The sequence below is a fragment of the Limnohabitans sp. Rim8 genome (assembly GCF_943326455.1).
Taxonomy (GTDB): Bacteria; Pseudomonadota; Gammaproteobacteria; order Burkholderiales; family Burkholderiaceae_C; genus Limnohabitans_A.
The window spans coordinates 20,317-45,633 of sequence record NZ_CALPTI020000019.1 but is presented as its reverse complement, the minus strand read 5'-3'; the positions used below and the strand labels follow the sequence as shown (position 1 = coordinate 45,633).

Sequence of the window (25,317 nt, the reverse complement as noted above, 5' to 3'; positions counted from 1 at the left end):
CGCATCCCATCACCCGATCCATGGTCAGCGCCATCGACAGTTCGAACTTCCTACAATCTCTCTATGCTGTCAGACACCCCACCGAACACATCTTCCCCTTTGCTCGCCCAACTCAACGATGAGCAGCAACGGGCGGTGGCCTTGCCTCCCGAGCACGCTTTGATTTTGGCGGGTGCAGGTTCTGGCAAAACCCGCGTGCTGACCACGCGCATCGCCTGGCTCTTGCAGACCTCGCAGGTCTCGCCCGGCGGCATTTTGGCGGTGACCTTCACCAACAAGGCCGCCAAAGAAATGAAGCTGCGCCTGCAGTCCATGCTGCCAGTGAATGTGAACGTCATGTGGATCGGCACCTTCCACGGTTTGTGCAACCGTTTTTTGCGGGCGCATCACCAGCTGGCTGGATTGCCGCAGACCTTTCAAATTTTGGACACCCAAGACCAGTTGTCGGCCGTCAAGCGCCTTTGCAAACAATTCAATGTGGACGAAGACCGTTTCCCGCCCAAGCAGGTTCAGTACTTCATCTCGGGCTGCAAAGAAGACGGCCAGCGCCCGGGCGACGTGCCGGTGCGCGACGACGAGACCCGCCGCAAGGTGGAGCTGTACCAGCTGTACGAAGAGCAGTGCCAACGCGAGGGCGTGGTCGATTTTGGTGAGCTGATGCTGCGCTCGTATGAATTGCTGCGTGACAACGTGCATGTGCGCGAGCACTACCGTCGCCGTTTTCGCCACATTTTGGTGGACGAGTTTCAGGACACCAACAAGCTGCAGTACGCCTGGCTCAAGCAGCTCGCCGGAATGCCGGGGGAAGGTGGCGAATGCGCCATTTTGGCCGTGGGCGACGACGACCAAAGCATCTATGCCTTCCGCGGTGCGCGCGTGGGGAATATGGCCGACTTTGTGCGCGAGTTTCAAGTGCGCCATCAGATCAAGCTGGAGCAGAACTACCGCAGCTTCAGCAACATCTTGGATTCGGCCAACCACCTGATCAGCCACAACAAAACCCGTTTGGGCAAGACCCTTCGCACAGACCAAGGCGCAGGTGAGCCGGTTCGGGTGGTGGAGTCCCCGTCTGACTTTGCCGAGGCGCAGTGGCTGATTGAAGAGCTGCGGCAGTTGGTCAAGCAAGACGGTTTTGAGCGCAAGGAGGTGGCGCTGCTGTACCGCAGCAACGCGCAAAGCCGGGTGCTCGAAACCGCGCTGTTCAACGCCGGTTTTCCGTACCGGGTTTATGGCGGTTTGCGCTTTTTTGAACGTGCCGAGATCAAGCACGCGCTGGCCTATTTGCGCCTGATGGAGAACCCCAACGACGACACCAGTTTTTTGCGGGTGGTCAACTTTCCGCCGCGTGGCATCGGGGCGCGCAGCATCGAGCAATTGCAAGACGCCGCCCGTGCTGCAGGCTGTTCTTTGCACGACGCCGTCAGCGTCACCACCGGCAAGGCCGGGGCCAATTTGGCCGCCTTTGTGGCCATGGTCGATGTGCTGCGAGAGCAGACCGAGGGCCTGACGCTGCGGGAGATCATCGATTTGGTGCTGGACAAGACCGGTTTGCTTACCCACTACCGGACTGAGAAAGAAGGTGCCGATCGGGTAGAAAACCTGGAGGAACTGGTCAACGCTGCCGAGAGTTTTGTGACACAAGAAGGCTTTGGCCGCAGCGCGGTGGCTCTGCCGCAGGGCTTGTCGACATCCTTGTCACAAAGCCCGGTCAGCCAAGGTCTGAGTGGCTCCACAGAGGCATATCCGGACGGAGGCTTGGGCAGCATCGATGAGTTCAGCGAAGATGGCGTGATCATGAGCCCACTGGCGGCCTTTCTCACCCATGCTTCTTTGGAGGCGGGCGACAACCAGGCCCAAGCGGGTGAAGATGCGGTCCAACTCATGACGGTGCATGCCAGCAAGGGACTGGAATTTGATGCGGTGTTCATCACCGGCTTGGAAGAGGGGCTGTTCCCGCACGAAAATGCGATGAACGATTTTGATGGTCTTGAAGAAGAGCGCCGCCTGATGTACGTGGCCATCACACGCGCTCGCAAGCGTTTGTATCTGAGTCACTCGCAAACCCGCATGCTGCATGGTCAAACCCGCTACAACCTGAGAAGCCGTTTTTTGGCCGAGTTGCCAGAGGCGTGCCTGAAATGGGTAACACCAAAAAATGCCGGGTTCTCGAATCTGGGCACGGCTGGCACAGGTGCAGATTCTTCCGGTGGTGGTTGGCCGCAAACCCCGGCCTTCAACCGCCAGGCCCGTCCCGCTTGGGGACAGAGCAGCTTGAGTGCCGAAACCTACAAAAGCCCCCCCGTTCCGGTGCAAAAAGCCGCGCCCGAGCACGGCATCAGCGCGGGCAAAACCGTCTTCCACACCAAATTTGGAGAAGGCAAAGTGCTGGCTGTGGAGGGCATGGGGGCCGATGCCCGCGCCCAGGTCAATTTTCCGCGTCACGGGGTGAAATGGCTGGCGCTGAGCGTGGCCAAGCTCACCGTGGTCTAAACTCTTTTTCTGCTTTGAAAGATCCCATGAAAATCACCCAAAATACCGTCGTCACCATGCAATACAAGGTGACCAATGCCCAAGGCCAGCTGCTGGACAAAGCCCAAGAGCCCACTTCTTATTTGCATGGCGGTTACGACAACACTTTCCCAAAAATCGAAGAAGCCCTGGAAGGTCAAGAGGTGGGTTTTGCCACCACCTTGAAGCTGGCCCCAGCCGATGCGTTTGGCGAGCGCGATGAGGGCTTGGTGCAGACCATTCCCAAAAGCGAATTTCCGCCGGGCGTCAAGGTGGGCGGTCAGCTGCGTGGCCGCACGCCAGACGGGCGCGAGCAGGTGTTCAATGTGCTCAAAATCAAGGGCGACCAAGTGATGCTCGACGGCAACCACCCTTGGGCTGGACAGCACTTGAGCTTGGCGCTCAAGGTGGTCGAAGTCCGAGCTGCCTCAGCAGACGAAGTGACACACCGTCACGCCCACGGGGCACACGGTCACCAGCACTGATCAATCGGCGTTGGGTGAGTTGGGTGGTGGCGCGGCTTGTTCGTCGTCAACGTCGGTTGAAAAACAATCGCGCACCGAAAACAGCATCGAGGTGAAGAACATGCCTGCCACCATCAAGGCCAAGGGCAAGAACGCTGCCGTCATCAGCTGTGGGCTGCCCATCAAGCTGGTGATGAGCAATGCCAAGATGGCTGTGACCATGAAAATCACGCCCCAAGCCACCACATAGACCGTGAAAGCTTTCAGGTTGCGCCAGCAAGCCATGAAACTGAAAAACAGACTCTTGACCGCTGGCATGCCGTACCAGTGCACCAGCGCAGGTGAATGCCAAAACATCATGGACAGTGGCACATAAAACAGCATGGACACCCACAGGGCGGTCTGGAACGAGTCGGCCGTGACCACATCGGGGGTCATCTTGGCCCCACCAAAATAAACCTTGGCAAATGTGCCGCCATCGACCAAGGTGGAAATCAGCATGACGACCAAGAAAATCACCGCGTACAAACTGCCCAAATGGAACATGGTTTTGCGGTGAGGCCCCGCCTTGAAGGCCGCAAACAAAACGCCAGGCATTGGAAACTTGCCTTCTGAAGCGGTTTGCGTGGCCGCCATCATGCCCAGCGTGAGCCCCGGCAGAACAATCAAAGCCAAAGCGCTGCCGATGAAGGGCACGATGGAGACAAGAGACACGGTGGTCATGAACAAAAAGAACAGACCCGTCATGGCCAAGGGCTGACGCCAAAAAGTACGCATGCCTTGTTTGGCCCATTTCAGGCCCGCGCTGGCGGGAACGATTTGCAGATTCATGGTGGTCAGATGGTGACAGACAAGGACACAGGGCAGAGAATGCGGCCGCGCAGGACGCGCTCGAAATGGGTCGGATCGTGTGGGGTGAGCATGGAAGCTTCTCGGGGCAGATGGTAGTCCCAGAGGCGGGAAATCCAGAATCGCAAAGCCCCGGCCCGCAAAAGGGCGGGCAGTAAAGCACGCTCAGAAGCCGTCAATGGGCGTTCTTGGCCATAGGCTTTCAGCATCGCCCTGGCGCGTTCGGCGACATGTTGGCCCGTGGGCAGGTCGATGCACCAATCGTTCAGGCAAACGGCCAAGTCGAAAAGCCAGGTGTCAACGCCCGCAAAGTAAAAGTCAAAAAAGCCGGTCAGTTGTTCACCGTCAAACATCACGTTGTCGCGAAACAGGTCGGCGTGCACGGGCCCACGGGGCAAAGCGGCAAAGTCGGCGCTTTCAGCGATGTGGTTTTGGTATGCCAGTTCACTTCGCAGCAATGCCGCTTGTGCAGCGTCCAGATGTGGCAACACCACCGGGACGGTTTCGTTCCACCATGGCAGACCGCGCAAATTGGGCTGGCTGCGGTTGTAGTCGGCCCCCGCCAGGTGCATGCGCGCCAGCATTTGGCCTACAGCGGCGCAGTGCACGGCCTGTGGCTGCAATTGGCTTTTGCCCGAGAGTTTGTTGACCACGGCTGCCGGCTTGCCGTTCAGACTGTGCAGCACATCGCCATCGCGGTTGGCAGCTGGGTCGGGCACCGGTATCCCCCGGGCTGCCAAAAACTTCATCAGCAGCAGGTAAAAAGGCAGTTGCTCGTGGGTGAGGCGCTCAAACAATGTGAGCACATACTCACCTTGGGTGGTGGTGGCGAAGTAATTGGTGTTTTCAATCCCACCCTCGATGCCGCGCAAAGCGGTGAGCTGTCCCAGATTCAGGGCTTGCATCAGGTCGTTGGCCTGGGCTTCGGTGACTTCGGTGAATACCGCCATGGGGGTGAGGGTCAAAGTGCCAGAGGGTCTGGCTTAGGTGGGGAAAACAGGGATTGTAGAGGGCGAAAAGCCAACAATGACCCGCAAAGGGCTGGGTGCGCTGGGCCGATGTGGCAAAGCGAAGCGCCTCTGAGGCCCAGCGCACCCAGCCCTTGGCGGGTCTGCCCGGGGCGCGGTGTGATGGTGTGCGGGGCCTGCGCCCAGGCTCAGAGGCGCTTCGCTTTGCCACATCGCCCCGGCGCAAACCCGGATCCCGATCAGTTGGGGGAGGCGAAAATTCCTTATCCCGGTACACAATCAGGGGATGAGCGACAACACCCCCGACACCCTACCCAACACCGCCCAACCGACCCTCTTGCTGGTCGATGGCTCCAGTTACCTGTACCGCGCCTTTCACGCCATGCCTGATCTGCGCGCCGTGCCGGGCGACCCGAGCAGCCCCGCCACCGGCGCGATTCGCGGCATGATCAACATGATGGAACGGCTGCGCAAAGACGTGCCAACTGTTTATGCGGCTTGCGTGTTCGACGCCAAGGGCCCCACTTTCCGCGACGAGCTGTACCCCGAGTACAAAGCCAACCGCAGCCCCATGCCCGACGATTTGCGCAGCCAAATTGAACCCATCCACGAGCTGGTGCGCCTGATGGGCTGGACGGTGCTGGACGTGCCGGGTGTGGAAGCCGACGACGTCATCGCCACTCTGGCCCATGTGGCCGCCCAGCAAGGCATCCAAGTCACGGTGTCGAGTGGCGACAAAGATTTGAGCCAGTTGGTGAACCAGCACATCACCATCATCGACACCATGAACGGCAAGGTGCGCGATGTGGCGGGCGTCACGGCCGAGTTTGGCGTGCCGCCCTCGCTCATGATCGACTACCAGACGCTGGTGGGTGACACGGTGGACAACGTGCCGGGTGTGGCCAAGGTCGGCCCCAAGACGGCGGCCAAATGGCTGATGGAATACGGCTCGCTCGACAAGCTCATGGAAAACGCCCACGACATCAAAGGTGTGGCGGGTGAGAACCTGCGCCAGGCGGTGGACTGGCTGCCCAAGGGCCGCGCTCTGGTGTCCATGAAAACCGATTGCGACCTGAACGGCTGGGTGCCCGATTTGCCTTCTCTGGCCAGCCTGCACCTGCATGAGCCCGACAAAGGCAAACTGCTTAATTTTTACCAGACCTACGGCTTCAAAGGCTTGGCTCAGTCTCTGGGCGGGGCCATGCCCGCGGCTGTGGCTAAAAAAACCACCAAACCCAAAGACACAGGCATGGGCGATTTGTTTGGCTCGGCGCCAGACGAAGAGCCTGCGTCATTGCCCGAACTGGACACCGCTGCCAGCTCGGTGCAAGGCAATTTGAAATACGACACCGTCGTCGACTGGGCCGCGTTCAACACTTGGCTGGACCGCATTGAGCAAGCAACGCTTACCGCCATTGACACCGAAACCACGTCTCTGGACGCTATGCGCGCCGAGATTGTGGGCATCTCGCTGAGTGTCAAGCCCGGCGAGGCGGCCTATATTCCGCTGGCCCACAACGGCCCGGCTGCGCCCGAGCAGCTGCCTTTGGCACAGGTGCTGGCCAAGCTCAAGCCTTGGCTCGAAAACCCGGCACGTTACAAACTGGGTCAGCACATCAAATACGACCGCCATGTGTTCGCCAACCACGGCATTGAGGTGCAGGGCTATGCCCACGACACCATGCTGCAAAGCTATGTGCTCGAAGTGCACAAACCGCACGGTCTCACAAGTCTTGCCGAGCGCCATGTGGGCCGCAAAGGCGTGACCTACGAAGACCTGTGCGGCAAAGGCGCGCACCAAATTCCGTTTGCCCAGGTCGATGTCGACAAAGCGGCGAATTACTCGTGCGAAGACTCAGACCAGTGCCTGGACGTGCACCTGGCGCTGTGGCCGCAAATCCAGGCGCATGCGGGCCTCAAGTACGTGTACGACTTGGAAATCGCCACCAGCGAGGCGCTCTACCGCATCGAGCGCAATGGCGTGCTGATCGACGCGCCCACCCTGGCCGCGCAAAGCCAAGCACTGGGCGAGCGCATCGTGCAACTCGAAAGCGAGGCCTACGAGATCGCCGGGCAGCCCTTCAATTTGGCCAGCCCCAAGCAACTGGGTGAGATATTTTTTGACAAGCTGGGCCTGCCTGTGGTCAAGAAAACCGCCACGGGAGCTCGCAGTACCGACGAAGAAGTGCTGGAAAAATTGGCCGAAGACTACCCGCTGCCCGCCCGCATTTTGGAGCACCGCAGCCTGGCCAAGCTCAAAGGCACCTACACCGACAAGCTGGCGCAGCTGGCGCTGCCACGCACGGGTCGGGTACACACGCATTACGCGCAGGCCGTGGCCGTCACAGGCCGCCTGTCGAGCAACGAGCCCAACCTGCAAAACATCCCGGTGCGCACCGCCGAAGGGCGCAAGGTGCGCGAGGCCTTTGTGGCCCCGGCGGATTGTGTGATTGCCAGCGCCGACTACAGCCAGATCGAGCTGCGCATCATGGCGCATCTGAGCGACGACGCGGCTTTGCTCAAGGCCTTTCACGACGGGCTGGACGTGCACAAAGCCACGGCGGCCGAGGTGTTTGGGGGGACGCCCGACACCGTGACCAGCGAACAGCGCCGTTATGCCAAGACCATCAACTTCGGCTTGATCTACGGCATGAGCGCCTTTGGTCTGGCCAAGGCGCTGGGCATCGACAACACCGCCGCCAAAAACTACATCACCCGCTACTTTGAGCGCTTTGCAGGCGTCAAGCACTACATGGACGCCACCCGAGAACAAGCCAAAGCACTGGGTTATGTCGAGACGGTGTTTGGCCGCCGCCTGATGCTGCCTGAGATCAACAGCCCCAATGGTCCACGCCGCGCCGGGGCCGAACGCGCCGCCATCAACGCGCCCATGCAGGGCACAGCCGCTGACCTGATCAAGCTGAGCATGGTCGCGGTGCAAAAAGCGCTGGATGAACAAGGCAAGACCACCAAGGTCATCATGCAGGTGCACGATGAACTGGTGTTTGAGGTGCCTGAATCAGAAATCGAGTGGGTGCGCACCGAGGTGCCGCGCATCATGGCCGGTGTGGCCGATTTGAAGGTGCCGCTTTTGGCAGAAGTCGGTTTTGGTCCGAACTGGGAGCAGGCGCACTGAGCGTCAAGCTGGCTGCCAGGGCACGTGCTTTTGCATGATGGCCTCAAACAGCGCAGAGCGTTCAAAAGCTGTCAGCCAAGCGGCCAAGGCAGCCCAGGGCTGCGAGGCAAACCAAGCTGGGTCGGTGTGGGCGTATTGGCGCACAAAGGGTGCCACTGCGGCGTCGGCCAGACCGAAGTGCTTGCCTGCCAAAAATGGCTGTGCGCGAAGCCGCGCATCCAGCCTGCGCAACCAAAGTGCCGCCTCATCGCGATCGGCCGAGCCGCTGTCTAAGCCGGATCGGTTCGGGTATTTGTAACGGTCCAGTTGCCGCTTGAAAGGTCCGTCGTTGTGTGCGATGAGGCCCAGCGCATCGGTCATGGCCGCATCTGCGCTCGGCAGCCAACCCAGAGGGTCTTGCTCACGCAGCGCCCACAGCATGATGTCCAGACTTTGTTCCAGCACCCGATCGCCTGCCGCGCTGGTCAGCCACAGCACGGGCACAGTGCCTTTGGGCGAGAGGGCCAGCATGTGGGCCGGTTTGTGCTTCAACACCACTTCGCGGTGTTCGTAAACCGCGCCGCTGATGTGCAGGGCCAGTCGTGCCCGCATGGCATAAGGGCAGCGGCGAAAAGAGTAAAGAACGGGCAACACAGGCAGCATGGGCATCACGGTCTCGGGCATGCTGGAGTTTAGAGGACTTGAATGTGCCAAGATAATGGCCATGTTTGTGCACCCCATCCAAGGAGACCCCACTTGAACTCAGATCTGTTTGAAGATTCCCAAGCCCTGCTGGGCGGGAAAATCGGCGCCGCCGGTACCACCCGTCGCATGGCCATGAAGACCGCTTTGGGCGTAGGTTACGCGGCGGCTGCGCTGCCCATCATGGCCCAAACCGCCATCAAAACGCCCTCCACGGGCTTGCTGGCCGGGGAAGTGACCATCGATGTCAACGGTTTCAAGATGCCGGCTTACCGCAGCGCGCCTGCAGGCAAAACTGGTTTGCCGGTGGTGCTGGTCATTTCAGAAATTTTTGGTGTTCATGAATACATCGCTGACACCACCCACCGATTGGCCCAGGCAGGCTACTTGGCCATTGCCCCAGAACTCTTTGTGCGCCAAGGCGACCCCAACGAGTATGGCGAGCTGGCCAAACTCCAGTCCGAAATCATTGCCAAAGTGCCCGATGCGCAAGTGATGGCAGATTTGGACGCTTGCGTGGCTTGGGCTGCTGCAAACGGCGGTAACACCGACAAGCTGGCCATCACAGGCTTTTGTTGGGGCGGACGCATCACTTGGTTGTATGCGGCTCACCAGCCCAGGCTCAAAGCGGGCGTGGCTTGGTATGGCCGCTTGGTGGGCAACACCAGCCCCCAAACCCCGCAGCACCCTTTGGCTTTGGCAGGCAGTTTGAAGGCGCCAGTGCTCGGTTTGTATGGTGGTGCAGACACCGGCATTCCGTTGGATACGGTGGATAAAATGAAAGCCGAATTGGCCAAAGGACCGGCATCGGCCAAGGCCAGTGAATTTGTGGTTTATCCTGATGCGCCACATGCTTTTCATGCCGACTACCGCCCCAGCTATCGCAAACCGGCGGCAGACGATGGATGGCAGCGCATGTTGGCCTGGTTCAAACGCTTCGGTGTGGCGTGATGTTGAAATACTGAGATGGCCCTTCAGGGGTGAATTCTCATAGCCGCCCATTGTGGCGTGTGTTCTGTAAAACCGCCCATTGGGGCGGTTTGTTTTGGGGTGCGGTGCACTCCGGGAAACATGATGACTTTATTGGCGATATTGGTGGGCACTTTGTTGGCGGGCATTGGCAGCGTTTGGGTGGCGGCTTGGTTGAGTTTTGGTGTTTTGAGCCGCTACACCCAGCACATGCTGAGCCTGGCGGCTGGGGCTTTGATGGCCACGTCGTTCTTGCATTTGTTGCCAGAAGCCTTTGAGAGCGGCGTAGGCCCACATGAGCTCTTTTTGACTTTGCTGGTGGGTTTGGTGTTCTTCTTTTTGCTCGACAAGGCCGAGCTGTGGCACCACGGGCACGAGCATGGCCACGGCCACGACCACGGTCACGCTCACTCTCATTCTCACGCGCATCAGCACGACCATTTAGATGCCCCCAGGGGCCAATGGGCCGTATTGGCCGGGGACAGCGTGCACTGTTTTGGCGACGGTATTTTGATCGCATCAGCCTTCATGGCCGACATGCACCTGGGCATGATCGCTGCACTGGCGGTGTGGGCCCATGAGATTCCTCATCACATGGGCGACTTGGCCGTTTTGCGGCAGGGCAGCAGCAGCCGCCGCGCTGCCATCGTGAAGGTGTCCATGGCTGGCGCCATCACGGCGCTGGGCGGCGCTGTGGGCTATGTGTTGGTGGACGCTTTGCGCGAATGGTTGCCGTTTTTCTTGGTCGTGGCCAGCAGCAGCTTTGTTTATGTGGCTTTGGCCGATCTGATTCCGCAACTGCAAAAGCGGCTGTCAGCCCGAGAGACAGCGGCCCAAATTCTCTGGTTGAGCGTTGGCATTGGCATGGTGCTGCTGGTGAGTGCTATAGCGGGTCACCAGCACTGAACTCAACCCTTGGCGCAGGGCAAGCCCGGGGTATTGCACCACTCGCTCCAACTGCCCGCATACAGCGCAGTCGTGCCCAAACCGGCCATTTCCATGGCCATCAAATTGGGCACAGCCGTCACGCCAGAGCCGCAGTGGTGCACCACTGTGCTGGGTGTTCGACCCGCGAGAACCTGGTCCCATTCGGCGCGCAGTGCTTCGGGTGATTTGAAGCAACCGTCTTCTGTGAAGTTTTCGGTAAACGGCCGATTCAAGGCCCCGGGGATGTGGCCTGCGACCGGGTCGAGCGGCTCCATCTCCCCCCTGAAACGCGCACCGGCCCGGGCATCGACGATGGTTTGCTCGGGGCGCCCCAAGGCGGCCGAAACATCTGCAGTCAGCAACAACTGGCGCAACGCAGCTTTGACTGCAAACTCCGCCGGTGTCGGCGATGGCGCAGGACCAGAGGCGAGGGCACCGCCAGCTGCTTTCCATGCCGCAAGGCCGCCATCGAGCAAAGCCACCGCGTCGTGGCCCAACCATTTCAGCATCCACCACAGGCGGCCGCAGTAAGCGCTTTTGTTGCGGTCGTACACCACGATTTGCATGCCGTTGTGCAGCCCCAGGCTGCCCAGCCATTTGGCAACGGCCGCGCGCTGGGGCAGGGGGTGGCGTCCCGCGTTAACACCCTCTCCCGGCGCGTGTGTACTCAAGTTTTTGTCCAAATGTGCAGGCAGTGCACCTGCAATCCGTTCGCCTGCAAAAAAGCCATCGGCCAGTTCGGGTTTCATCAAATCAAAACTGCAGTCCAGCACGGCGCAGGGTGTGCCGTTTGCTTGCAGGGCTTGAAGTTGGGGGGCGGTGATCAACATGTTGTACATGGTGCAGGTCTCCTTTCAATGTTCTTCAGCGGGGGTTCGTGGTCAGGTGCGGTTGCGCAAGGCGGTGGCGGCGATGCCGCTGGCGATGATCAGGGCCATGCCGGCCCAACCCATCAGGGGAAGTTGGTCGCCAAATAAAAACAAGCCGTAAAGCGCAGCAAACACGATGCCAGAGTACTGCAAATTGGCCGCCACCAATGTCGCGCCGTTGTTGTAGGCCCTGGTCATGCACAGTTGCCCCAAGGCTGCGAGCAAACCAATGGGCAAAAGCCAACCCACATGCGGCCAGACCCAGTCGCTTGGGCCCACAAACAGCATGGCCACGGCTCCTGTGAGGGCGGTACCGATGGAAAAATAAAGAACGGTGCGGGCTTCCGGTTCGCCCACGCGACCTAGAGCCGCCACTTGCATGTAGGCCAGCGCGGCGCCCAGCCCTGAGAGCAAGCCGATCACGCCAGCAAACAGCTGGTTTTGCTCAATGGTGGGACGCAAGATCATGACCACACCCGCAAAGCCTGCGATCACGGTGAGCACCACCGGAGCTTGCCGAGCCAAGTCCTGCACTTTGCCCATGACCAGGGAACCGCCCACCAAAAAAGCCGCCATCCAGATGCCACTCATGTAATTGAGTGTCATGGCGGTGGCCAGGGGCAAATGGGCGATGGCATAAAACCAGGCGGTCAGCGAGAACACCCCAACGACCGAGCGCCACGCATGCATGAGAGGGATGGGTGTGCGCAGTGCCACACGCTGGTGACGACAAATGGCCACCATGAAAAAAATCCCGATCAGACCTCGGTAAAACACCAGCTCAAAAGTGTGGAAGTACTCCGAGGCGTATTTGATGCAAACGCTCATCGTCGCAAAAAAAAGCGACGACAAAATCATCCAAGAGGCTTGCATCCGGGCGGGCTTCAGAGGGCCTGCATTTGCTGGCGATACCACTCGTGAAAGTGCTGCATCCCGTCTTCCATGGGGCTTTGGTAAGGCCCGACCTCGTTGTCGCCGCGCGCCAGCAAGGCTTTGCGGCCTGCGTCCATGCGCTCGGCGATTTCGTCGTCCTCGATGCAGGTTTCCATGTAAGCCGCTTGCTGGGCCTCGACAAATTCGCGCTCAAAGGCCACGATTTCTTCGGGGTAGTAAAACTCCACCATGTTCAGCGTCTTGTTGGGGCTGACCGGGTGCAGGGTCGACACGGTGAGCACATGTGGATACCACTCCACCATGATGTGGGGGTAATACGTCAGCCAAATGGCACCGCGCTCTGGCAGTTGGCCGTTGCGGTACTTCAGCAGCACCTCGTGCCACTTTTTGTAGGTGTCCGAGCCGGGCTTGCCAAAACCGCCAGACACGCCCACGGTTTGCACCGAATAGTGTTCTTTGAATTCCCAGTTCAGGTCGTCGCAGGTCACAAACTGACCCAGCCCCGGGTGGAAGGGGCCGACGTGGTAATCCTCTAGATAAACTTCGATGAAAGTTTTCCAGTTGTAGTTGCATTCGTGCAGCTCAACCCGGTCAAGAGCATAGCCATCAAAATTCAGCTGCGATCTGGGGCCCATGCCTGCCAGGTCAGCGGCGATATCGCGGCCGTTGTCCTCGAACAAGAGGCCGTTCCATGCCTGCAATTTGTAGTTGTTCAGGTTCAGGCAAGGGTCTTGAGCAAAGTGAGGGGCGCCGAGCAATTGGCCGTCTGGCGCATAGGTCCAGCGGTGCAGCGGGCACACAATGTTGCCGCCTGCGCTGCCTTTTTGCTGGGTTTGCAGGTTGCCACGACCATTCAGCATGATGGCTTGGCGGTGGCGGCAGACATTCGAGACGAGTTCAACCCCGCCTTGGGCGTTGCGCACCAATGCGCGTCCTTGCGCCTCGTGGGGCAGGGCGTAGTAATCGCCCGGGTTGGGTACTGACAGCTGATGGCCCACATAGCGGGGACCCGGCCGAAAGAGCGTGTTCAATTCGCGCTGAAACAGCGCTTCATCGAAATAAGTGGAAACTGGTAGTTGGCTTGCGGCCTGCTGCAGTTGAAGACTTAAATCAGACATGGGTGACCTGACCTAGAGACTCCCCCTATGAAGGGGCAGGAACAAAGCGCTGAATTCAAGGAAAACAACGCAAAAAAATGACAGGCCAAAGCCTGCCGATGAGCCGCGATTCTACCCTGTGCCGCGTTCAGTGGATGGGGAAGCATTCAGCTTGGTGAACGCTAGGACCCCATGGGCCGTCAGCCAAACTTCCCAGGACCTGTCGCGTCTTGTGGAGTTGACATGGCCAACTGTCAGCCAAATCATGGCTTAAGGCCTAAAATCTGGTTTTTTCTTCGGAATACCCCATGCCCAAGGCCGCGCCCATTGACACCGCTGACACCCAAGCTGCGCCTTTGCCGGCCAGCTACGAAGCGGCTTTGACGGAGTTAGAGGGACTGGTCAGTCAATTGGAGTCTGGCCAGATGCCTTTGGACCAGCTTTTGACGGGTTACCAGCGCGGCGCGGCTTTGTTGGCGTTTTGCCGAGACAAACTCAAAGCCGTCGAGGATCAGATTCAGGTTCTGGACGGCGGACAACTCAAACCCTGGAGCGGTGCATGAGCCTGGAGCTGAAAGCCTGGATGCAGCCGCATCTGGACCGCGTTGAACAAGTGTTGTCCTCCGGCATCGCCCTGCATTCACCGGCCGATTTGGGTGCCGCCATGCGCTACGCCGTGTTGGACGGCGGTAAGCGATTGCGCCCTCTGTTGGTGCTGGCCACAGCCGAGGCGGTGGGTGATGCGATCAGCAGCTCCGCAGCCCTCAATGCTGCCTGCGCGATTGAGTTGATCCACGCGTATTCATTGGTGCACGACGACATGCCTTGCATGGACAACGACGTGCTCAGGCGCGGCAAGCCCACGGTGCATGTGCAGTTTGGCGAGGCGCAAGCCCTGCTGGCGGGTGACGCTTTGCAGACCATGGCCTTCGAATTCTTGACCCCCTTGGACGGCAGTGTGCCTGCGGCGGTTCAAGCCGCTTGCGTGGCCCTGTTGGCCCGGGCTTCGGGTTACCAAGGCATGGCCGGAGGTCAAGCCATTGACCTGGCCAGCGTGGGCCAGCGCCTGAGTGAAGACCAGCTGCGCCAGATGCACCGCCTCAAAACCGGGGCGTTGCTGCTGTGCAGCGTGCAGATGGGCGCGGCCTGTGTGCCCGGCGTGCCCGCCCCGATACAGGCGGCCTTGAGTCGATTTGGTCAGGCACTGGGCCTGGCCTTTCAGGTGGTGGACGATGTCCTGGATGTGACGGCGGATTCGGCCACGCTGGGCAAGACTGCAGGCAAGGATGAAGCCGCCGACAAACCCACTTATGTGGCCTTGATGGGGCTGGATGCTGCCAAGGCTTATGCCGACGCACTGGCGGCTCAGGCCGTGCAAGCCTTGGCCGATACCGGATTGCCCGATGACCGTTTGGCCGCGCTGCGCGCTTTGACTGCCATGGTGGTAGAAAGAAACAACTGACATGACCGATTTGCTCAAAAACATCGACTCTCCCGCTGACCTGCGCCGTTTGCAGCGCACCGAATTGCCAGCCTTGGCCGATGAATTGCGGCATTGCGTGCTCGACAACGTCTCCAAAACCGGTGGGCATCTGAGTTCCAACCTGGGCACTGTCGAATTGACCGTGGCTTTGCATTACGTCTTCAACACCCCCGAAGACCGCATCGTTTGGGATGTGGGCCACCAGACTTACCCACACAAAATTCTGACAGGCCGTCGTGACCGCATGCCCACGCTGCGCCAATTCGGCGGTCTGTCGGGCTTTCCGCGCCGCGACGAAAGCGAATACGACACCTTTGGCACGGCCCACTCGTCCACCAGTATTTCGGCCGCTTTGGGCATGGCCGTGGCCGCACGCCAAAAAGGCGAGTCGCGCCACTCGATTGCGGTGATCGGCGACGGCGCCATGACCGCTGGCATGGCTTTCGAAGCCCTGAATAACGCGGGCGTCGAAGAATGCAAGCTGCTGGTGATCCTGAACGACAACGACATGTCGATCAGCCCACCTGTGGGTGCGCTGAACCGCTATTTGGCCCAGCTCATGAGCGGGCGGTTTTATTCCGCCGCCAAGGCCGGGGCCAAAAATGTGCTCAAAAACGCACCGCCCCTGTTTGAACTCGCCAAGCGCTTGGAAGAAACAGCCAAAGGCATGGTGGTGCCGGCGACGCTGTTTGAGAAGTTTGGCTTCAACTACATTGGCCCGATCGATGGACACGACTTGGAGTCTTTGATCCCGACGCTGGAAAACATCAAGAACCTGGACGGCCCGCAGTTTTTGCATGTGGTGACCAAAAAAGGCCAAGGTTATGAAAAGGCCGAAGCCGACCCGGTGGCCTACCACGGCCCCGGCAAGTTCGACCCGAACGTGGGCCTGGTGCCTGCGGCCACGCCCGCCAAAACCACCTTCACCCAGGTGTTTGGCCAGTGGCTGTGCGACATGGCCGACAAAGACATGCGCCTGGTCGGCATCACGCCCGCCATGCGCGAGGGCTCGGGCATGGTGGCTTTTCACCAGCGCTTTCCCAAGCGTTATTTCGACGTGGGCATTGCCGAGCAGCATGCCGTGACCTTTGCCGCCGGCATGGCCTGCGAGGGCCTGAAGCCCGTGGTGGCCATTTATTCCACCTTTTTGCAGCGCGGCTACGACCAACTGATTCACGACGTAGCACTGCAAAATTTGCCGGTGGTGTTCGCTTTGGACCGCGCAGGCCTGGTGGGGGCCGATGGCGCCACCCATGCGGGGGCTTACGACATCGCCTATATCCGCTGCATCCCCAACATGAGCTTGGCTTGTCCGGCCGATGAGCGCGAATGCCGTCAGTTGCTGAGTACCGCTTACGCACAAAACCACCCGGTGGCGGTGCGCTACCCGCGTGGCGCGGGCGTGGGCACCGAACCCGGACGCGATCTGGACACCTTGCCCTTTGGCAAGGGCGAAGTGCGCCGCCAAGGCGAAAAAATCGCCATTTTGGCCTTTGGCACTTTGCTGGCCCCGGCCCTGCAGGCTGGTGAAAAGCTCAATGCCACCGTGGTCAACATGCGCTGGGTCAAGCCGCTGGATGTTGAGCTGCTGGCCCAAATCGCCCAAAGCCACGAGCGTTTGGTCACGTTGGAAGAGGGGTGCATCATGGGCGGCGCGGGCAGCGCTGTGGCCGAGGCTTTGCAGCAATTGCAGATCAATCGGCCCGTCTTGCACCTGGGCTTGCCCGATGAGTTCATTGAGCACGGTGATCCGGCCAAGTTGCTGGCTCTGCAGGGTCTGGATGCCACTGGCATCGAGCATTCAGTGCGTCAACGTTGGAACGACTGACCCGGTTTTCAAGCGGATTCGCTTGAATTTCGTGGGAATGTTGGTTTTGGTAAACCCCTTTTTATTTAATGATTTAAAAAAGGGTAAACCCGCACCTCTATGGGCATTTTGAATTCCTACAATACGCCATCCGACAATTCCAAAAATCCTGATCGTCGGGTGCATTTTTTTTCAACAAGGAGTCCTTCATGGATCGTCGTTCCGTAATCAAAAACGCCGGCATTGCTGGCGTTTTGGCTGCTGGTGCTGCACCTGCAGTCCAAGCACAGGCTGCCATTCGCTGGCGCCTCGCCTCCAGCTTCCCCAAGGCCTTGGACACCATTTTTGGTGCCGCTGAAGTGTTTGCCGAAAAAGTCAATGCCATGTCTGGCGGCAAGTTTGTTGTTTCCGTGCACGCTGCCGGCGAATTGATGCCCGCTTTTGGTGTGGTGGATGGCGTTCAGCAAGGCACAGTGGAGGCGGCCCACACAGCCCCTTACTACTTCTTTGGCAAGGACGACACCTTCGCCCTGGGCACGGCCATTCCTTTTGGTTTGAACAGCCGTCAACTCACTTCCTGGTTCTATGACGGCAACGGCATGAAGCTGTTCCGTGAGTTCTACGACAAGTACAACATCGTGAACTTCCCCGGCGGCAACACAGGCGCTCAAATGGGTGGCTGGTACCGCAAGGAAATCAAGACCTTGGACGACATCAAAGGTTTGAAGTTCCGCGTTGGCGGTTTCGCTGGCAAGGTGTTGACCCGCATGGGTGCTGTTCCACAGAACATCCCCGGTGGCGAGATTTACCAAGCCCTGGAAAAAGGCACGATTGACGCCGTTGAGTGGGTCGGTCCTTACGACGACGAGAAGCTGGGCTTCCAAAAAGTGGCCAAGAACTATTACTACCCAGGCTTCTGGGAAGGCGGCGCACAGCTGGACTTCTACATCAACAAAGCCGCTTTCAATGCCTTGTCCAAAGAGAACCAAGCCATTGTGGAAGCTGCTGCTTCTTACGCGCACACCGAAATGCAAGCGCGTTACGACAACCGCAACCCCGCAGCGCTGCGTCGCTTGGTGGCCGGTGGTGTCAAGCTCTTGCCTTTCCCCAAGGTGGTGATGGACGAGGCCTTCAAGCAGTCCATGGCCCTGTACGAAGAGCTGCGCCAGTCCAACCCGAACTGGAAAAAGATCTACGACGACTACTCGACGTTCCGCAGAGATCAAAACCAGTGGTTCCGTTTCACCGAAGCCACCTTCGATCGTTACATGCAAGCAGCCAAGCTGTAATCAGCTGGCGCGACCGAAAAAAGGCCCCTCGGGGCCTTTTTTCATGCGCTTGTCCTTTTCACCCAGTCGTCGTGCAAACTCGCCACCATGCAACACATCGAGCTTTCTTACCAATGGGCGTCCCCGGGCGTTGAACCGGTCCGCAATCGCCAAAGTCCGCTGCGCAACCCGCTCATGGACTTGCTGCAAGCGGTGCGCGATGCCGGCTCCATTGGCGGGGCGGCCAAGGCCATGGGCTTGTCTTACCGCCATGTCTGGGGTGAACTCAAGCGGTGGGAGCAAAGTTTGGGTCAGTCCCTGATTCTTTGGGAAAAGGGCCAGGCGGCCAGACTCACAGGCTTTGCCGACAAGTTGCTCTGGGCAGAGCGCCAGGCACAGGCCCGGCTTTTGCCCCAAATCAGTGCCTTGCATGCCGACCTGGAAAGAACATTTGCGGTGGCATTTGACCCCGCCCACTTGGCGTTGCCAATTTTTGCGAGCCATGACGCGGCTTTGGACTTGCTGCGCGAAGAAGCCGCTTCCACAGCCTTGCATCTGGACTTGCGCTTTTGCGGCAGCGTGGACGCGATTCGCGCCTTGAACGAGGGGCGATGCCATGTGGCAGGTTTCCATGCCCCTTGGCAACCTGACGCCGAGTCCTTGGTCGCACGCACCTACAAGCCCTTGCTCAAAACGGGTCAGCACAAATTGATCGGTTTTGCCCAGCGATCGCAGGGGCTGATGGTCGCCAAAGGGAACCCCTTGGGCTTGCATGATTGGCCCGATCTGTACCAAGCGGGCGTGCGCTTTGTCAACCGCAGCCCCGGTACCGGGACCCGCTTGTTGCTGGACCAGTGTTTGGCGGAAAGAGGCCTCTTGCCCTCCGCGCTCAGTGGCTATGCTCAGGTGGAAAATTCGCATGCTGCCGTGGCCGCGCGCATCGCGGCGGGCCAGGCCGATGTGGGTCTGGGCATCGCCCACGCCGCCCATGCCCAAGGCCTTGATTTTGTGCCCCTGCACCAAGAGCATTATTGGCTGGTGTGCTTGGCCTCGGCACTCGACACCCCACCCGTCGTGCAGCTGCGGCGATTGCTGTGCAGTTCGGCCTGGCAAGCCAGGCTTCAGGGCTTGGGCGGTTACAGCCCGACACCCCAGACCGGTCAGGTGCAGTCTTTGCGCAGCATGCTGCCTTGGTGGCAATTCAGGTCTTCAAGGCCCGGCGCAGCCGCTTGACCGGTGCAGGCTGGGCCGTTTGAAGGCCTTCATGCCGAGCGTCAAAAATATCAACCTGAGTTTTTGGGGCTTGATCCCGGAACCCGCCAACACAGACTTACAATCGCGCAAGTTTTTTGGAGTCCAGATGTCATCTTTATTGAAACTATCAAGCGGCATCGACCGTTTGAACAAGGGGGTGGGCAAATTCACCACCTGGCTGATCTTGATCGTGACGCTCATCAGCGCCGGCAATGCCATTGTCCGCAAGGCTTTCAATGTCAGCTCGAACGGTCTGCTGGAAATTCAGTGGTACCTGTTCGCGGCCGTTTTTTTGTTGGGGGCAGGGTATGGCTTCCTCAAAAACTCCCATGTCCGCATCGACTTCATCTCGGGCAAGCTGAGTGCTCGCGCCCGCAACTGGATCGATGTGGGCGGCATTGTGTTGGCACTGTTTCCGTTTTGTTTCTTGTGCATTTACCTGTCTTGGCCTTTGTTTGTTCAGGCCTTCAACACCGGTGAAATGTCGTCCAACGCAGGTGGCCTGATCCGCTGGCCGGTGTACGCCTTGGTGCCTCTGGGCTTTGGCTTGTTGATGCTGCAAGGCGTGTCCGAGTTGATCAAGCGCCTTTCCTTCTTGACCGGCACGGGTGAAGACCCCTTGTCGTCTGAAGACACCATGTCGGACGAAGAGAAAGAACTGCTGGAACTTGAAAAAATTGCGCAACAAGCGCAGGGAGCACGTTGATGGAAGCGACTTTTTTGGCACAGAACTTTGTGCCCATCATGTTTGCCGGTTTGTTTGTGCTGCTGCTGACCGGTTTTCCGGTGGCGTTCGCGCTGGCCGCTTGCGGTTTGGGCTTTGGTTTCATTGGCATGGAAGCCGGGTTGTTCCCGCCCTCCTTGTTCCAGGCCTTGCCGTTGCGCATTTTCGGCATCATGCAAAATGACACCTTGCTGGCCATTCCGTTTTTCACCTTCATGGGCATCATCTTGCAAAAATCCGGCATGGCCGAAGATTTGCTTGAAACAGTGGGCCAGGTGTTTGGCCCTGTGCGCGGCGGCGTCGCGATTGCGGTGATTTTGGTGGGGGCCTTGCTGGCGGCCACCACCGGCGTGGTGGCTGCAGCCGTGATTTCCATGGGCTTGATTTCCCTGCCCATCATGTTGCGCTACGGCTACAGCCGTGTCATTGCCACCGGGGCCATCACGGCTTCGGGCACCTTGGCGCAAGCCATCCCACCTTCTTTGGTGTTGATCGTGTTGGCCGACCAGTTGGGCCGTTCGGTGGGTGACATGTACGCCGGTGCTTTGGTGCCCGGTCTGTTGCTGGTGGGTCTGTACATCTTGTTCATCGTGGTGGTGGCCATTTTCAAACCGGCTTTGGTGCCGGCCCTGCCGCCCGAGGCCCGCATCTACCGTGAGCCCAATGGCAAATCAGGCCATGTGTCCTTGATGTTCCTGTTGATCGTTTGCACGGTGGTTGGTTTTTCATGGGCTTCGTCCCACGATGCCATCATGACCGCTTGGCTTGACCGCACGCAGGAGTCGCCCGGCGATGAAATGGTCATCATGTCCTTGACCGTGGCGTCCTTGGTGGCTTTGGCCTTGGCCATCGTGAACCGGATCACCGGCATGGGCTTGCTGTCGCGCTTGGCCGAGCAAGTGACCTTTGTGCTGATGCCGCCCCTGATCCTGATCTTTTTGGTTTTGGGCACGATTTTCTTGGGCGTCGCGACACCCACAGAGGGCGGCGCTATGGGTGCTTTGGGGGCCTTGATTTTGGCGATCAGCCGAAAGCGCTTGGACAAGAAATTGATGAACCAAGCGCTGGAAAACACAGCCAAGCTGGCGTCGTTTGTGCTGTTCATCTTGATCGGCTCCACCGTCTTCAGCTTCACCTTCAATGCGGCCGATGGCCACATCTGGGTGGAGCACTTGTTCTTGGACATGCCCGGCGGCGCGATCGGCTTCTTGATCGTGGTGAACATCCTGATTTTCATCTTGGGCTGTTTCATCGACTTCTTTGAAATCGCCTTCATCGTGATCCCGATCCTGGCCCCCGTGGCCGAAAAAATCTTGCCCGGCTTGGTGCCGGGCATGACCGCCGACCAAGCCATGATCTGGTTTGGTGTGATCGTGGCCATGAACCTGCAGACCTCGTTCTTGACGCCGCCGTTTGGCTTTGCCCTGTTCTATTTGCGCAGTGTGGCACCCAAGAACGATTACAAGGACCGCATCACCGGTGAGAACATTCCCTCGGTCAAGACCGCTGAAATCTACAAAGGCTCGATCGCGTTCATTGTTTTGCAGTTGATCATGGTGGCTGCCATCATCGTCTTCCCCAACCTGGTGACAGGCGGCCTCAAGGAAGGCGTCAAGATCGACGCCGATGCCGCATTCGAGCAAATGCTCAACCAAGCAGGCGAAGACACTGACAAAGACGATGTGGTGAACATGGACGACATGAAGCCCGCTGCAGACGCTCCGGCCGAGGACCCCGCCAAGGTCCTTGAAGCCGAGATGAAGGCAGGTAAGAAGTAAATCACTATCGCCCTATAAAAAGCCCGGTTCGCCGGGCTTTTTTCATGGCGCTGACCTATGCAAACCGGTTCATAGTGGACACCCCTCATGCCTGACTGGGGGCTTGTGCCGTAGCATCCACAGCGCTGTATGAACACCTTCTCCGACAGCGTCTTGACGGCGCTGAATCTCGTTACCTCTTTCGATCCTGCCCTGTGGGTGGTGGTGACCCGGTCTTTGGCCGTGAGTGCCACAGCCTGCCTGCTCGCCTATGGCGTGGGCGTGGTGCTGGGGGCTTGGTTGGCGGTGTCGCGATTTCGTGGTCGGGGCGCGGTGTTGGTGGGCTTGAACACTTTGTTGGCCCTGCCCTCGGTGGTGGTGGGCTTGGTGGTGTATTTGCTGCTCTCACGAACCGGGCCCTTGGGTTTTCTGGGCTGGATGTTCAGTTTCAAGGCCATGGTGATGGCCCAGTTCATTTTGGTCGTGCCTGTGGTCACGGCCCTGACGCGCCAGGTGGTCGAGGACGTCGAGCGCCAGCATGGCGAACAATGGGCCTCACTGGGCGCAGGCCCCTGGATGCGGGGTTTGCTCTTGGCCTGGGATGAGCGTTTGGCCTTGCTCATGATCGGCGTCACAGCCTTCGGCCGCGCCATTTCTGAGGTGGGCGCGGTCATGATTGTGGGTGGCAACATCGACGGCTTCACGCGGGTCATGACCACCGCCATTGCATTAGAGACCAGCAAGGGCGATTTGCCGCTGGCGCTGGGCCTGGGCATGGTGCTGCTGGCAGTGGTGCTGCTGCTCAATGCGCTGGTGGCGGGGCTGCGCCAATGGGGTGAGCGGCGGTATACAGCAGCCAAAACGGTCCAGGCTTTGGAAGGGTTGCGCTCATGACGGCGACTCAGATCGGTCTGGACGCGGTGAGCGTGCAACTGGGGGCGCAAACGGCCTTGTCGGGCGTGAGCTTGCATATTGTGGCGGGCGAGCGCGTGGCGCTGGTTGGGGCCAATGGCTCGGGCAAAAGCACTTTGCTGCGCACCTTGCATGCGCTGGTGCCACCCACGCAAGGCCAGGTGCTGCAAGCGCCGGGGGTGCGCCAGGCCATGCTGTTCCAAAGGCCGCATTTGTTGCGCCTGTCGGCATTGAACAACGTGGCGCTGGGCTTGTGGCTGGACCGCGCTCGGGGCCTGAACTGGTCGGGCTCCAAAGTGTTGGCGCTGCAGGCCTTGCAACGTGTGGGCTTGCAGTCTGTGGCCCGGCAAAACGGCCGTCAGTTGTCGGGCGGGCAGCAACAGCGCCTGGCCTTGGCCCGCGCTTGGGCGCGTCAGCCCGATGTCTTGTTGTTGGACGAACCCACGGCCAGCCTGGACCCGCATGCCAAACGCGAGGTCGAAGCCTTGATGGCCGACTTTGCGAGCAACCAAGATCGCCCATTGACTCTGGTCTGGGCCAGTCACAACCTGGGCCAGGTCAAGCGTCTGGCCACCCGCGTCGTTTACCTAGAGGGGGGGCGTGTGCTGGCCGACCTGCCCGTAGCCGATTTTTTCAACATTGAGCTGCTGGCGGCGCAGAGCCCAGCAGCCCATGCTTTTGTTCAAGGAGAGCTTTCATGACCTTCAACCCTTCCATGACACGTCGCGCCCTGGTGTGCGCGGTTTTGGCCACCACCTCGGTCTGGGCACAAGCCCAGTCGATCGTGATGTCGTCCACCACCTCGACCGAGCAATCGGGCTTGTTCGCGCACTTGTTGCCCGCCTTCAAAAAAGCCAGTGGGCTGGATGTGAAAGTGGTGGCCCTGGGCACGGGCCAGGCGCTGGACATGGCGCGGCGCGGTGACGCCGACGTGGTGTTTGTGCACGACCAGGTGGCGGAAGAGAAATTTGTGGCCGATGGCTTTGGCATCAAGCGCCTGCCTGTGATGTACAACGACTTTGTGCTGATTGGCCCCAAGGCCGACCCGGCAGCCACCAAGGGCAAAGACATTGTGGCGGCGCTGATTCGGCTGTCCAAGGCCAATTCACCTTTTGTATCGCGGGGCGACAAGAGCGGGACACATGCCGCCGAACTGCGTTACTGGAAAACAGCCAACCTAGAGACCGCCAAAGGTTCGGCTTACCGTGAGTGCGGCTGTGGCATGGGCCCGGCTTTGAACATGGCAGCGTCCACGGGCGCCTATGTGCTGGCCGACCGTGCCACCTGGCTCAACTTCAAAAACCGCGCCGATCTGGCCATTTTGGTGGAGGGCGACAACCGCTTGTTCAACCAGTACGGCGTGATGGTGGTCAACCCTGCCAAGCACGCCCACGTCAAGCTGGCCGATGCGCAGAAGTTTGTGGACTGGATCACCTCTGCCGCAGGTCAGGGCGTGATTGCCGATTACAAAATCGGCGGTGAGCAGTTGTTCTTTCCAAATGCCGGCAAGTGATCAGCTTTTGGGCACGCCCAGCTTGCGGTAGACCGTGGCGCGGCTGATGCCCAGGGCACGGGCGGCTTCGGCCACATTGCCTCTGGCCTGATTCACGGCTTCGCGGATCATCTCCGTCTGCACGTCCTTGAGGGGTTTGGCCGCAGCGCTGATCCGTTGTGCTGGGGCACTGGGCTGTAAGGCTGGGGCTGAGGTGCCCGCTCGAAGTGCCTGTGTTTGCATGCGCAGGCCAGACCACAGCGGTAACTCTTGGCTTTGACCCTGGCGGTTGGCGGCATCAAACAGGTTCTCCCAAGGCGAAGCAAATACCTCGCTGGCGTGAAGCGTCTGTCCGTGCGGGGAGGACGATAAAGACAGCATCTGCCGCGCGGTCGGGTTGGCCCCCACGATGTGACCATCGGTGTCCAGGGTCAGCAAGCCGTCGCTGTCGTCGCCGGGCTGGTTGCCGGGCCAGTTCAGTCGCAGAACCAAGGCGTGTTCAGTTGACAACAACCAGCTGTTTTCGATGCTGCGGGCCGAGCGGCGCACCAGGTGTTTGAGTGCTGGGCGCTCGGTGGTTTCAATGCCCGTCAGGTCCAGCATGCCCGCGCACAGGCCATTCGGGCCGAATACGGGCGCACCCGCGCAACTGTAAACCCCGTTGTCCTGAAAGAAGTGTTCACCCCGGTGCAACCAAACGGGTTGCAGTTCAGACAGTGCAGCACTGATGGCGGTGGTGCCCACGGCTTTTTCGGACAGATCGACCCCCACACGGGCAATCAGGTCGGCGCGGCGGTCTTGCCGGTCCACCGGGCCATGCACATCGACCACAATCCCTTGTGCATTGGTCAGGATGGCGAAATAGCGGATGTCTGCAATGGCGCGGGCCAGCTCCACCAGCACGGGTTGTGCCGCCTGCACCAGTGGGCGGCTGGCTTCTTGCACCCGGCGCATTTGTTGGGCCGAGATGGCGTCAAAACCCACGGTCTGGCCCGGCTGCAGGCCCATGCCCAAGCAGCGCTGCCAGGACTGGGCGATCCAGGGCGACAGGCCCGTGCCAGATGCCACGGTGCGGCCGTGAAACACCTGATCACGTGCTTGTTCAATCCGCTGCAAACGGTCTGAGGGATGGGCAGTCAGGGGCATGTCAGATGTGTATCAAGCTGAGAATTTTTGAGGACAACCATGAGAAACCTAGGGTTAATCCGCATCGGTTTGCAGGAGTCATCACCAACAATAGCTATGCATTCTGATTCAT

General features: G+C 59.5%; 22 protein-coding genes. 15 read left to right on the top strand and 7 right to left on the bottom strand.

What is annotated here, in order from left to right:
* Positions 1–63 precede the first annotated feature (63 nt).
* Positions 64–2,490, top strand: coding sequence for a UvrD-helicase domain-containing protein (locus tag Q1M54_RS12335; protein WP_300557621.1), 2,427 nt, complete (start codon positions 64–66; stop codon positions 2,488–2,490).
* 26 nt (positions 2,491–2,516) lie between these two features.
* Positions 2,517–2,993, top strand: coding sequence for a peptidylprolyl isomerase (locus Q1M54_RS12330; RefSeq protein ID WP_300557619.1), 477 nt, complete (start codon positions 2,517–2,519; stop codon positions 2,991–2,993).
* Here the strand turns inward: Q1M54_RS12330 and Q1M54_RS12325 are convergent, their stop codons facing one another.
* Together Q1M54_RS12325 and Q1M54_RS12320 are read right to left on the bottom strand one after the other, a co-directional pair.
* The gene (locus tag Q1M54_RS12325; protein ID WP_300557617.1) at positions 2,994–3,803 is read right to left on the bottom strand and encodes a BPSS1780 family membrane protein; all 810 of its coding nucleotides are present in this window, start codon (positions 3,801–3,803) and stop codon (positions 2,994–2,996) included.
* A 5-nt stretch (positions 3,804–3,808) separates the two neighbouring features.
* A complete protein-coding gene (locus Q1M54_RS12320) occupies positions 3,809–4,771 on the bottom strand; it encodes a homoserine kinase (RefSeq protein WP_300557615.1) in 963 nt (320 codons plus the stop codon).
* A gap of 304 nt (positions 4,772–5,075) precedes the next feature.
* On the opposite strand from Q1M54_RS12320, the gene polA reads away from it, so the two are divergent.
* Complete coding sequence (polA, locus tag Q1M54_RS12315; protein WP_300557613.1) at positions 5,076–7,925, top strand: DNA polymerase I; 2,850 nt, start codon at positions 5,076–5,078, stop codon at positions 7,923–7,925.
* Positions 7,926–7,928: 3 nt separating this feature from the next.
* Here the strand turns inward: polA and Q1M54_RS12310 are convergent, their stop codons facing one another.
* Positions 7,929–8,588, bottom strand: coding sequence for a glutathione S-transferase N-terminal domain-containing protein (locus tag Q1M54_RS12310; RefSeq protein ID WP_300557611.1), 660 nt, complete (start codon positions 8,586–8,588; stop codon positions 7,929–7,931).
* Between the two features lie 72 nt (positions 8,589–8,660).
* Between Q1M54_RS12310 and Q1M54_RS12305 the strand changes: the two genes are divergently transcribed.
* Both Q1M54_RS12305 and Q1M54_RS12300 read left to right on the top strand, forming a co-directional pair.
* Positions 8,661–9,557, top strand: coding sequence for a dienelactone hydrolase family protein (locus Q1M54_RS12305; protein WP_300557609.1), 897 nt, complete (start codon positions 8,661–8,663; stop codon positions 9,555–9,557).
* Between the two features lie 123 nt (positions 9,558–9,680).
* Positions 9,681–10,481, top strand: coding sequence for a ZIP family metal transporter (locus tag Q1M54_RS12300; RefSeq protein ID WP_300557607.1), 801 nt, complete (start codon positions 9,681–9,683; stop codon positions 10,479–10,481).
* A gap of 2 nt (positions 10,482–10,483) precedes the next feature.
* On the opposite strand, the gene Q1M54_RS12295 is transcribed toward Q1M54_RS12300, so the two are convergent.
* From Q1M54_RS12295 to Q1M54_RS12285, 3 genes are read right to left on the bottom strand one after another with little or no spacing between them, the layout of a single operon-like run.
* The gene (locus Q1M54_RS12295) at positions 10,484–11,341 is read right to left on the bottom strand and encodes a sulfurtransferase (RefSeq protein WP_300557605.1); all 858 of its coding nucleotides are present in this window, start codon (positions 11,339–11,341) and stop codon (positions 10,484–10,486) included.
* A gap of 42 nt (positions 11,342–11,383) precedes the next feature.
* Positions 11,384–12,244 carry a DMT family transporter gene (locus tag Q1M54_RS12290; RefSeq protein WP_300557603.1) on the bottom strand — a complete coding sequence of 287 codons (861 nt, stop codon included), beginning with the start codon at positions 12,242–12,244 and terminating at the stop codon, positions 11,384–11,386.
* A gap of 11 nt (positions 12,245–12,255) precedes the next feature.
* Positions 12,256–13,383 (bottom strand): aromatic ring-hydroxylating dioxygenase subunit alpha, encoded by a 1,128-nt coding sequence (locus tag Q1M54_RS12285; protein ID WP_300557601.1) that lies wholly within the window; start codon positions 13,381–13,383, stop codon positions 12,256–12,258.
* Between the two features lie 287 nt (positions 13,384–13,670).
* Here Q1M54_RS12285 and Q1M54_RS12280 point away from each other — a divergent pair, with 287 nt between their 5' ends.
* The 10 genes from Q1M54_RS12280 to Q1M54_RS12235 all read left to right on the top strand — a co-directional run bounded on the left by Q1M54_RS12280 (position 13,671) and on the right by Q1M54_RS12235 (position 24,080).
* Complete coding sequence (locus Q1M54_RS12280) at positions 13,671–13,925, top strand: exodeoxyribonuclease VII small subunit (protein ID WP_300557599.1); 255 nt, start codon at positions 13,671–13,673, stop codon at positions 13,923–13,925.
* A complete protein-coding gene (locus Q1M54_RS12275) occupies positions 13,922–14,824 on the top strand; it encodes a polyprenyl synthetase family protein (protein WP_300557597.1) in 903 nt (300 codons plus the stop codon). The genes Q1M54_RS12280 and Q1M54_RS12275 overlap by 4 nt, the downstream gene beginning before the upstream one ends.
* Position 14,825: 1 nt before the next feature.
* The gene (gene dxs, locus Q1M54_RS12270; RefSeq protein WP_300557595.1) at positions 14,826–16,673 is read left to right on the top strand and encodes a 1-deoxy-D-xylulose-5-phosphate synthase; all 1,848 of its coding nucleotides are present in this window, start codon (positions 14,826–14,828) and stop codon (positions 16,671–16,673) included.
* Between the two features lie 188 nt (positions 16,674–16,861).
* A complete protein-coding gene (locus tag Q1M54_RS12265) occupies positions 16,862–17,941 on the top strand; it encodes a TRAP transporter substrate-binding protein (protein ID WP_300557593.1) in 1,080 nt (359 codons plus the stop codon).
* Positions 17,942–18,028: 87 nt separating this feature from the next.
* Complete coding sequence (locus tag Q1M54_RS12260) at positions 18,029–19,153, top strand: substrate-binding domain-containing protein (RefSeq protein ID WP_300557591.1); 1,125 nt, start codon at positions 18,029–18,031, stop codon at positions 19,151–19,153.
* 127 nt (positions 19,154–19,280) lie between these two features.
* Positions 19,281–19,880, top strand: a complete 600-nt coding sequence (locus Q1M54_RS12255; RefSeq protein ID WP_300557589.1) for a TRAP transporter small permease subunit — start codon at positions 19,281–19,283, stop codon at positions 19,878–19,880.
* The gene (locus Q1M54_RS12250; protein ID WP_300557587.1) at positions 19,880–21,676 is read left to right on the top strand and encodes a TRAP transporter large permease subunit; all 1,797 of its coding nucleotides are present in this window, start codon (positions 19,880–19,882) and stop codon (positions 21,674–21,676) included. The genes Q1M54_RS12255 and Q1M54_RS12250 overlap by 1 nt, the downstream gene beginning before the upstream one ends.
* A 129-nt stretch (positions 21,677–21,805) precedes the next feature.
* Positions 21,806–22,549, top strand: coding sequence for an ABC transporter permease (locus tag Q1M54_RS12245; protein ID WP_300557585.1), 744 nt, complete (start codon positions 21,806–21,808; stop codon positions 22,547–22,549).
* Complete coding sequence (locus tag Q1M54_RS12240; RefSeq protein WP_300557583.1) at positions 22,546–23,268, top strand: ATP-binding cassette domain-containing protein; 723 nt, start codon at positions 22,546–22,548, stop codon at positions 23,266–23,268. Before Q1M54_RS12245 ends, Q1M54_RS12240 begins: the two co-directional genes overlap by 4 nt.
* Positions 23,269–23,282: 14 nt before the next feature.
* Complete coding sequence (locus Q1M54_RS12235; protein ID WP_300557676.1) at positions 23,283–24,080, top strand: substrate-binding domain-containing protein; 798 nt, start codon at positions 23,283–23,285, stop codon at positions 24,078–24,080.
* Here the strand turns inward: Q1M54_RS12235 and Q1M54_RS12230 are convergent, their stop codons facing one another.
* Positions 24,081–25,205 carry a helix-turn-helix domain-containing protein gene (locus tag Q1M54_RS12230; protein ID WP_300557581.1) on the bottom strand — a complete coding sequence of 375 codons (1,125 nt, stop codon included), beginning with the start codon at positions 25,203–25,205 and terminating at the stop codon, positions 24,081–24,083.
* Between the last annotated feature and the right edge of the window lie 112 nt (positions 25,206–25,317).

What these genes read in the sequence shown, in the direction of transcription:
- Q1M54_RS12335 (WP_300557621.1), top strand. Translation starts at nt 64, where the DNA reads ATGCTGTCAGACACCCCACCGAACACATCTTCCCCTTTGCTCGCCCAA.
- Q1M54_RS12330 (WP_300557619.1), top strand. Translation starts at nt 2,517, where the DNA reads ATGAAAATCACCCAAAATACCGTCGTCACCATGCAATACAAGGTGACC.
- Q1M54_RS12325 (WP_300557617.1), bottom strand. Translation starts at nt 3,803, where the DNA reads ATGAATCTGCAAATCGTTCCCGCCAGCGCGGGCCTGAAATGGGCCAAA.
- Q1M54_RS12320 (WP_300557615.1), bottom strand. Translation starts at nt 4,771, where the DNA reads ATGGCGGTATTCACCGAAGTCACCGAAGCCCAGGCCAACGACCTGATG.
- polA (WP_300557613.1), top strand. Translation starts at nt 5,076, where the DNA reads ATGAGCGACAACACCCCCGACACCCTACCCAACACCGCCCAACCGACC.
- Q1M54_RS12310 (WP_300557611.1), bottom strand. Translation starts at nt 8,588, where the DNA reads ATGCCCGAGACCGTGATGCCCATGCTGCCTGTGTTGCCCGTTCTTTAC.
- Q1M54_RS12300 (WP_300557607.1), top strand. Translation starts at nt 9,681, where the DNA reads ATGACTTTATTGGCGATATTGGTGGGCACTTTGTTGGCGGGCATTGGC.
- Q1M54_RS12295 (WP_300557605.1), bottom strand. Translation starts at nt 11,341, where the DNA reads ATGTACAACATGTTGATCACCGCCCCCCAACTTCAAGCCCTGCAAGCA.
- Q1M54_RS12290 (WP_300557603.1), bottom strand. Translation starts at nt 12,244, where the DNA reads ATGCAAGCCTCTTGGATGATTTTGTCGTCGCTTTTTTTTGCGACGATG.
- Q1M54_RS12285 (WP_300557601.1), bottom strand. Translation starts at nt 13,383, where the DNA reads ATGTCTGATTTAAGTCTTCAACTGCAGCAGGCCGCAAGCCAACTACCA.
- Q1M54_RS12280 (WP_300557599.1), top strand. Translation starts at nt 13,671, where the DNA reads ATGCCCAAGGCCGCGCCCATTGACACCGCTGACACCCAAGCTGCGCCT.
- Q1M54_RS12275 (WP_300557597.1), top strand. Translation starts at nt 13,922, where the DNA reads ATGAGCCTGGAGCTGAAAGCCTGGATGCAGCCGCATCTGGACCGCGTT.
- dxs (WP_300557595.1), top strand. Translation starts at nt 14,826, where the DNA reads ATGACCGATTTGCTCAAAAACATCGACTCTCCCGCTGACCTGCGCCGT.
- Q1M54_RS12265 (WP_300557593.1), top strand. Translation starts at nt 16,862, where the DNA reads ATGGATCGTCGTTCCGTAATCAAAAACGCCGGCATTGCTGGCGTTTTG.
- Q1M54_RS12260 (WP_300557591.1), top strand. Translation starts at nt 18,029, where the DNA reads ATGCAACACATCGAGCTTTCTTACCAATGGGCGTCCCCGGGCGTTGAA.
- Q1M54_RS12255 (WP_300557589.1), top strand. Translation starts at nt 19,281, where the DNA reads ATGTCATCTTTATTGAAACTATCAAGCGGCATCGACCGTTTGAACAAG.
- Q1M54_RS12250 (WP_300557587.1), top strand. Translation starts at nt 19,880, where the DNA reads ATGGAAGCGACTTTTTTGGCACAGAACTTTGTGCCCATCATGTTTGCC.
- Q1M54_RS12245 (WP_300557585.1), top strand. Translation starts at nt 21,806, where the DNA reads ATGAACACCTTCTCCGACAGCGTCTTGACGGCGCTGAATCTCGTTACC.
- Q1M54_RS12240 (WP_300557583.1), top strand. Translation starts at nt 22,546, where the DNA reads ATGACGGCGACTCAGATCGGTCTGGACGCGGTGAGCGTGCAACTGGGG.
- Q1M54_RS12235 (WP_300557676.1), top strand. Translation starts at nt 23,283, where the DNA reads ATGACACGTCGCGCCCTGGTGTGCGCGGTTTTGGCCACCACCTCGGTC.
- Q1M54_RS12230 (WP_300557581.1), bottom strand. Translation starts at nt 25,205, where the DNA reads ATGCCCCTGACTGCCCATCCCTCAGACCGTTTGCAGCGGATTGAACAA.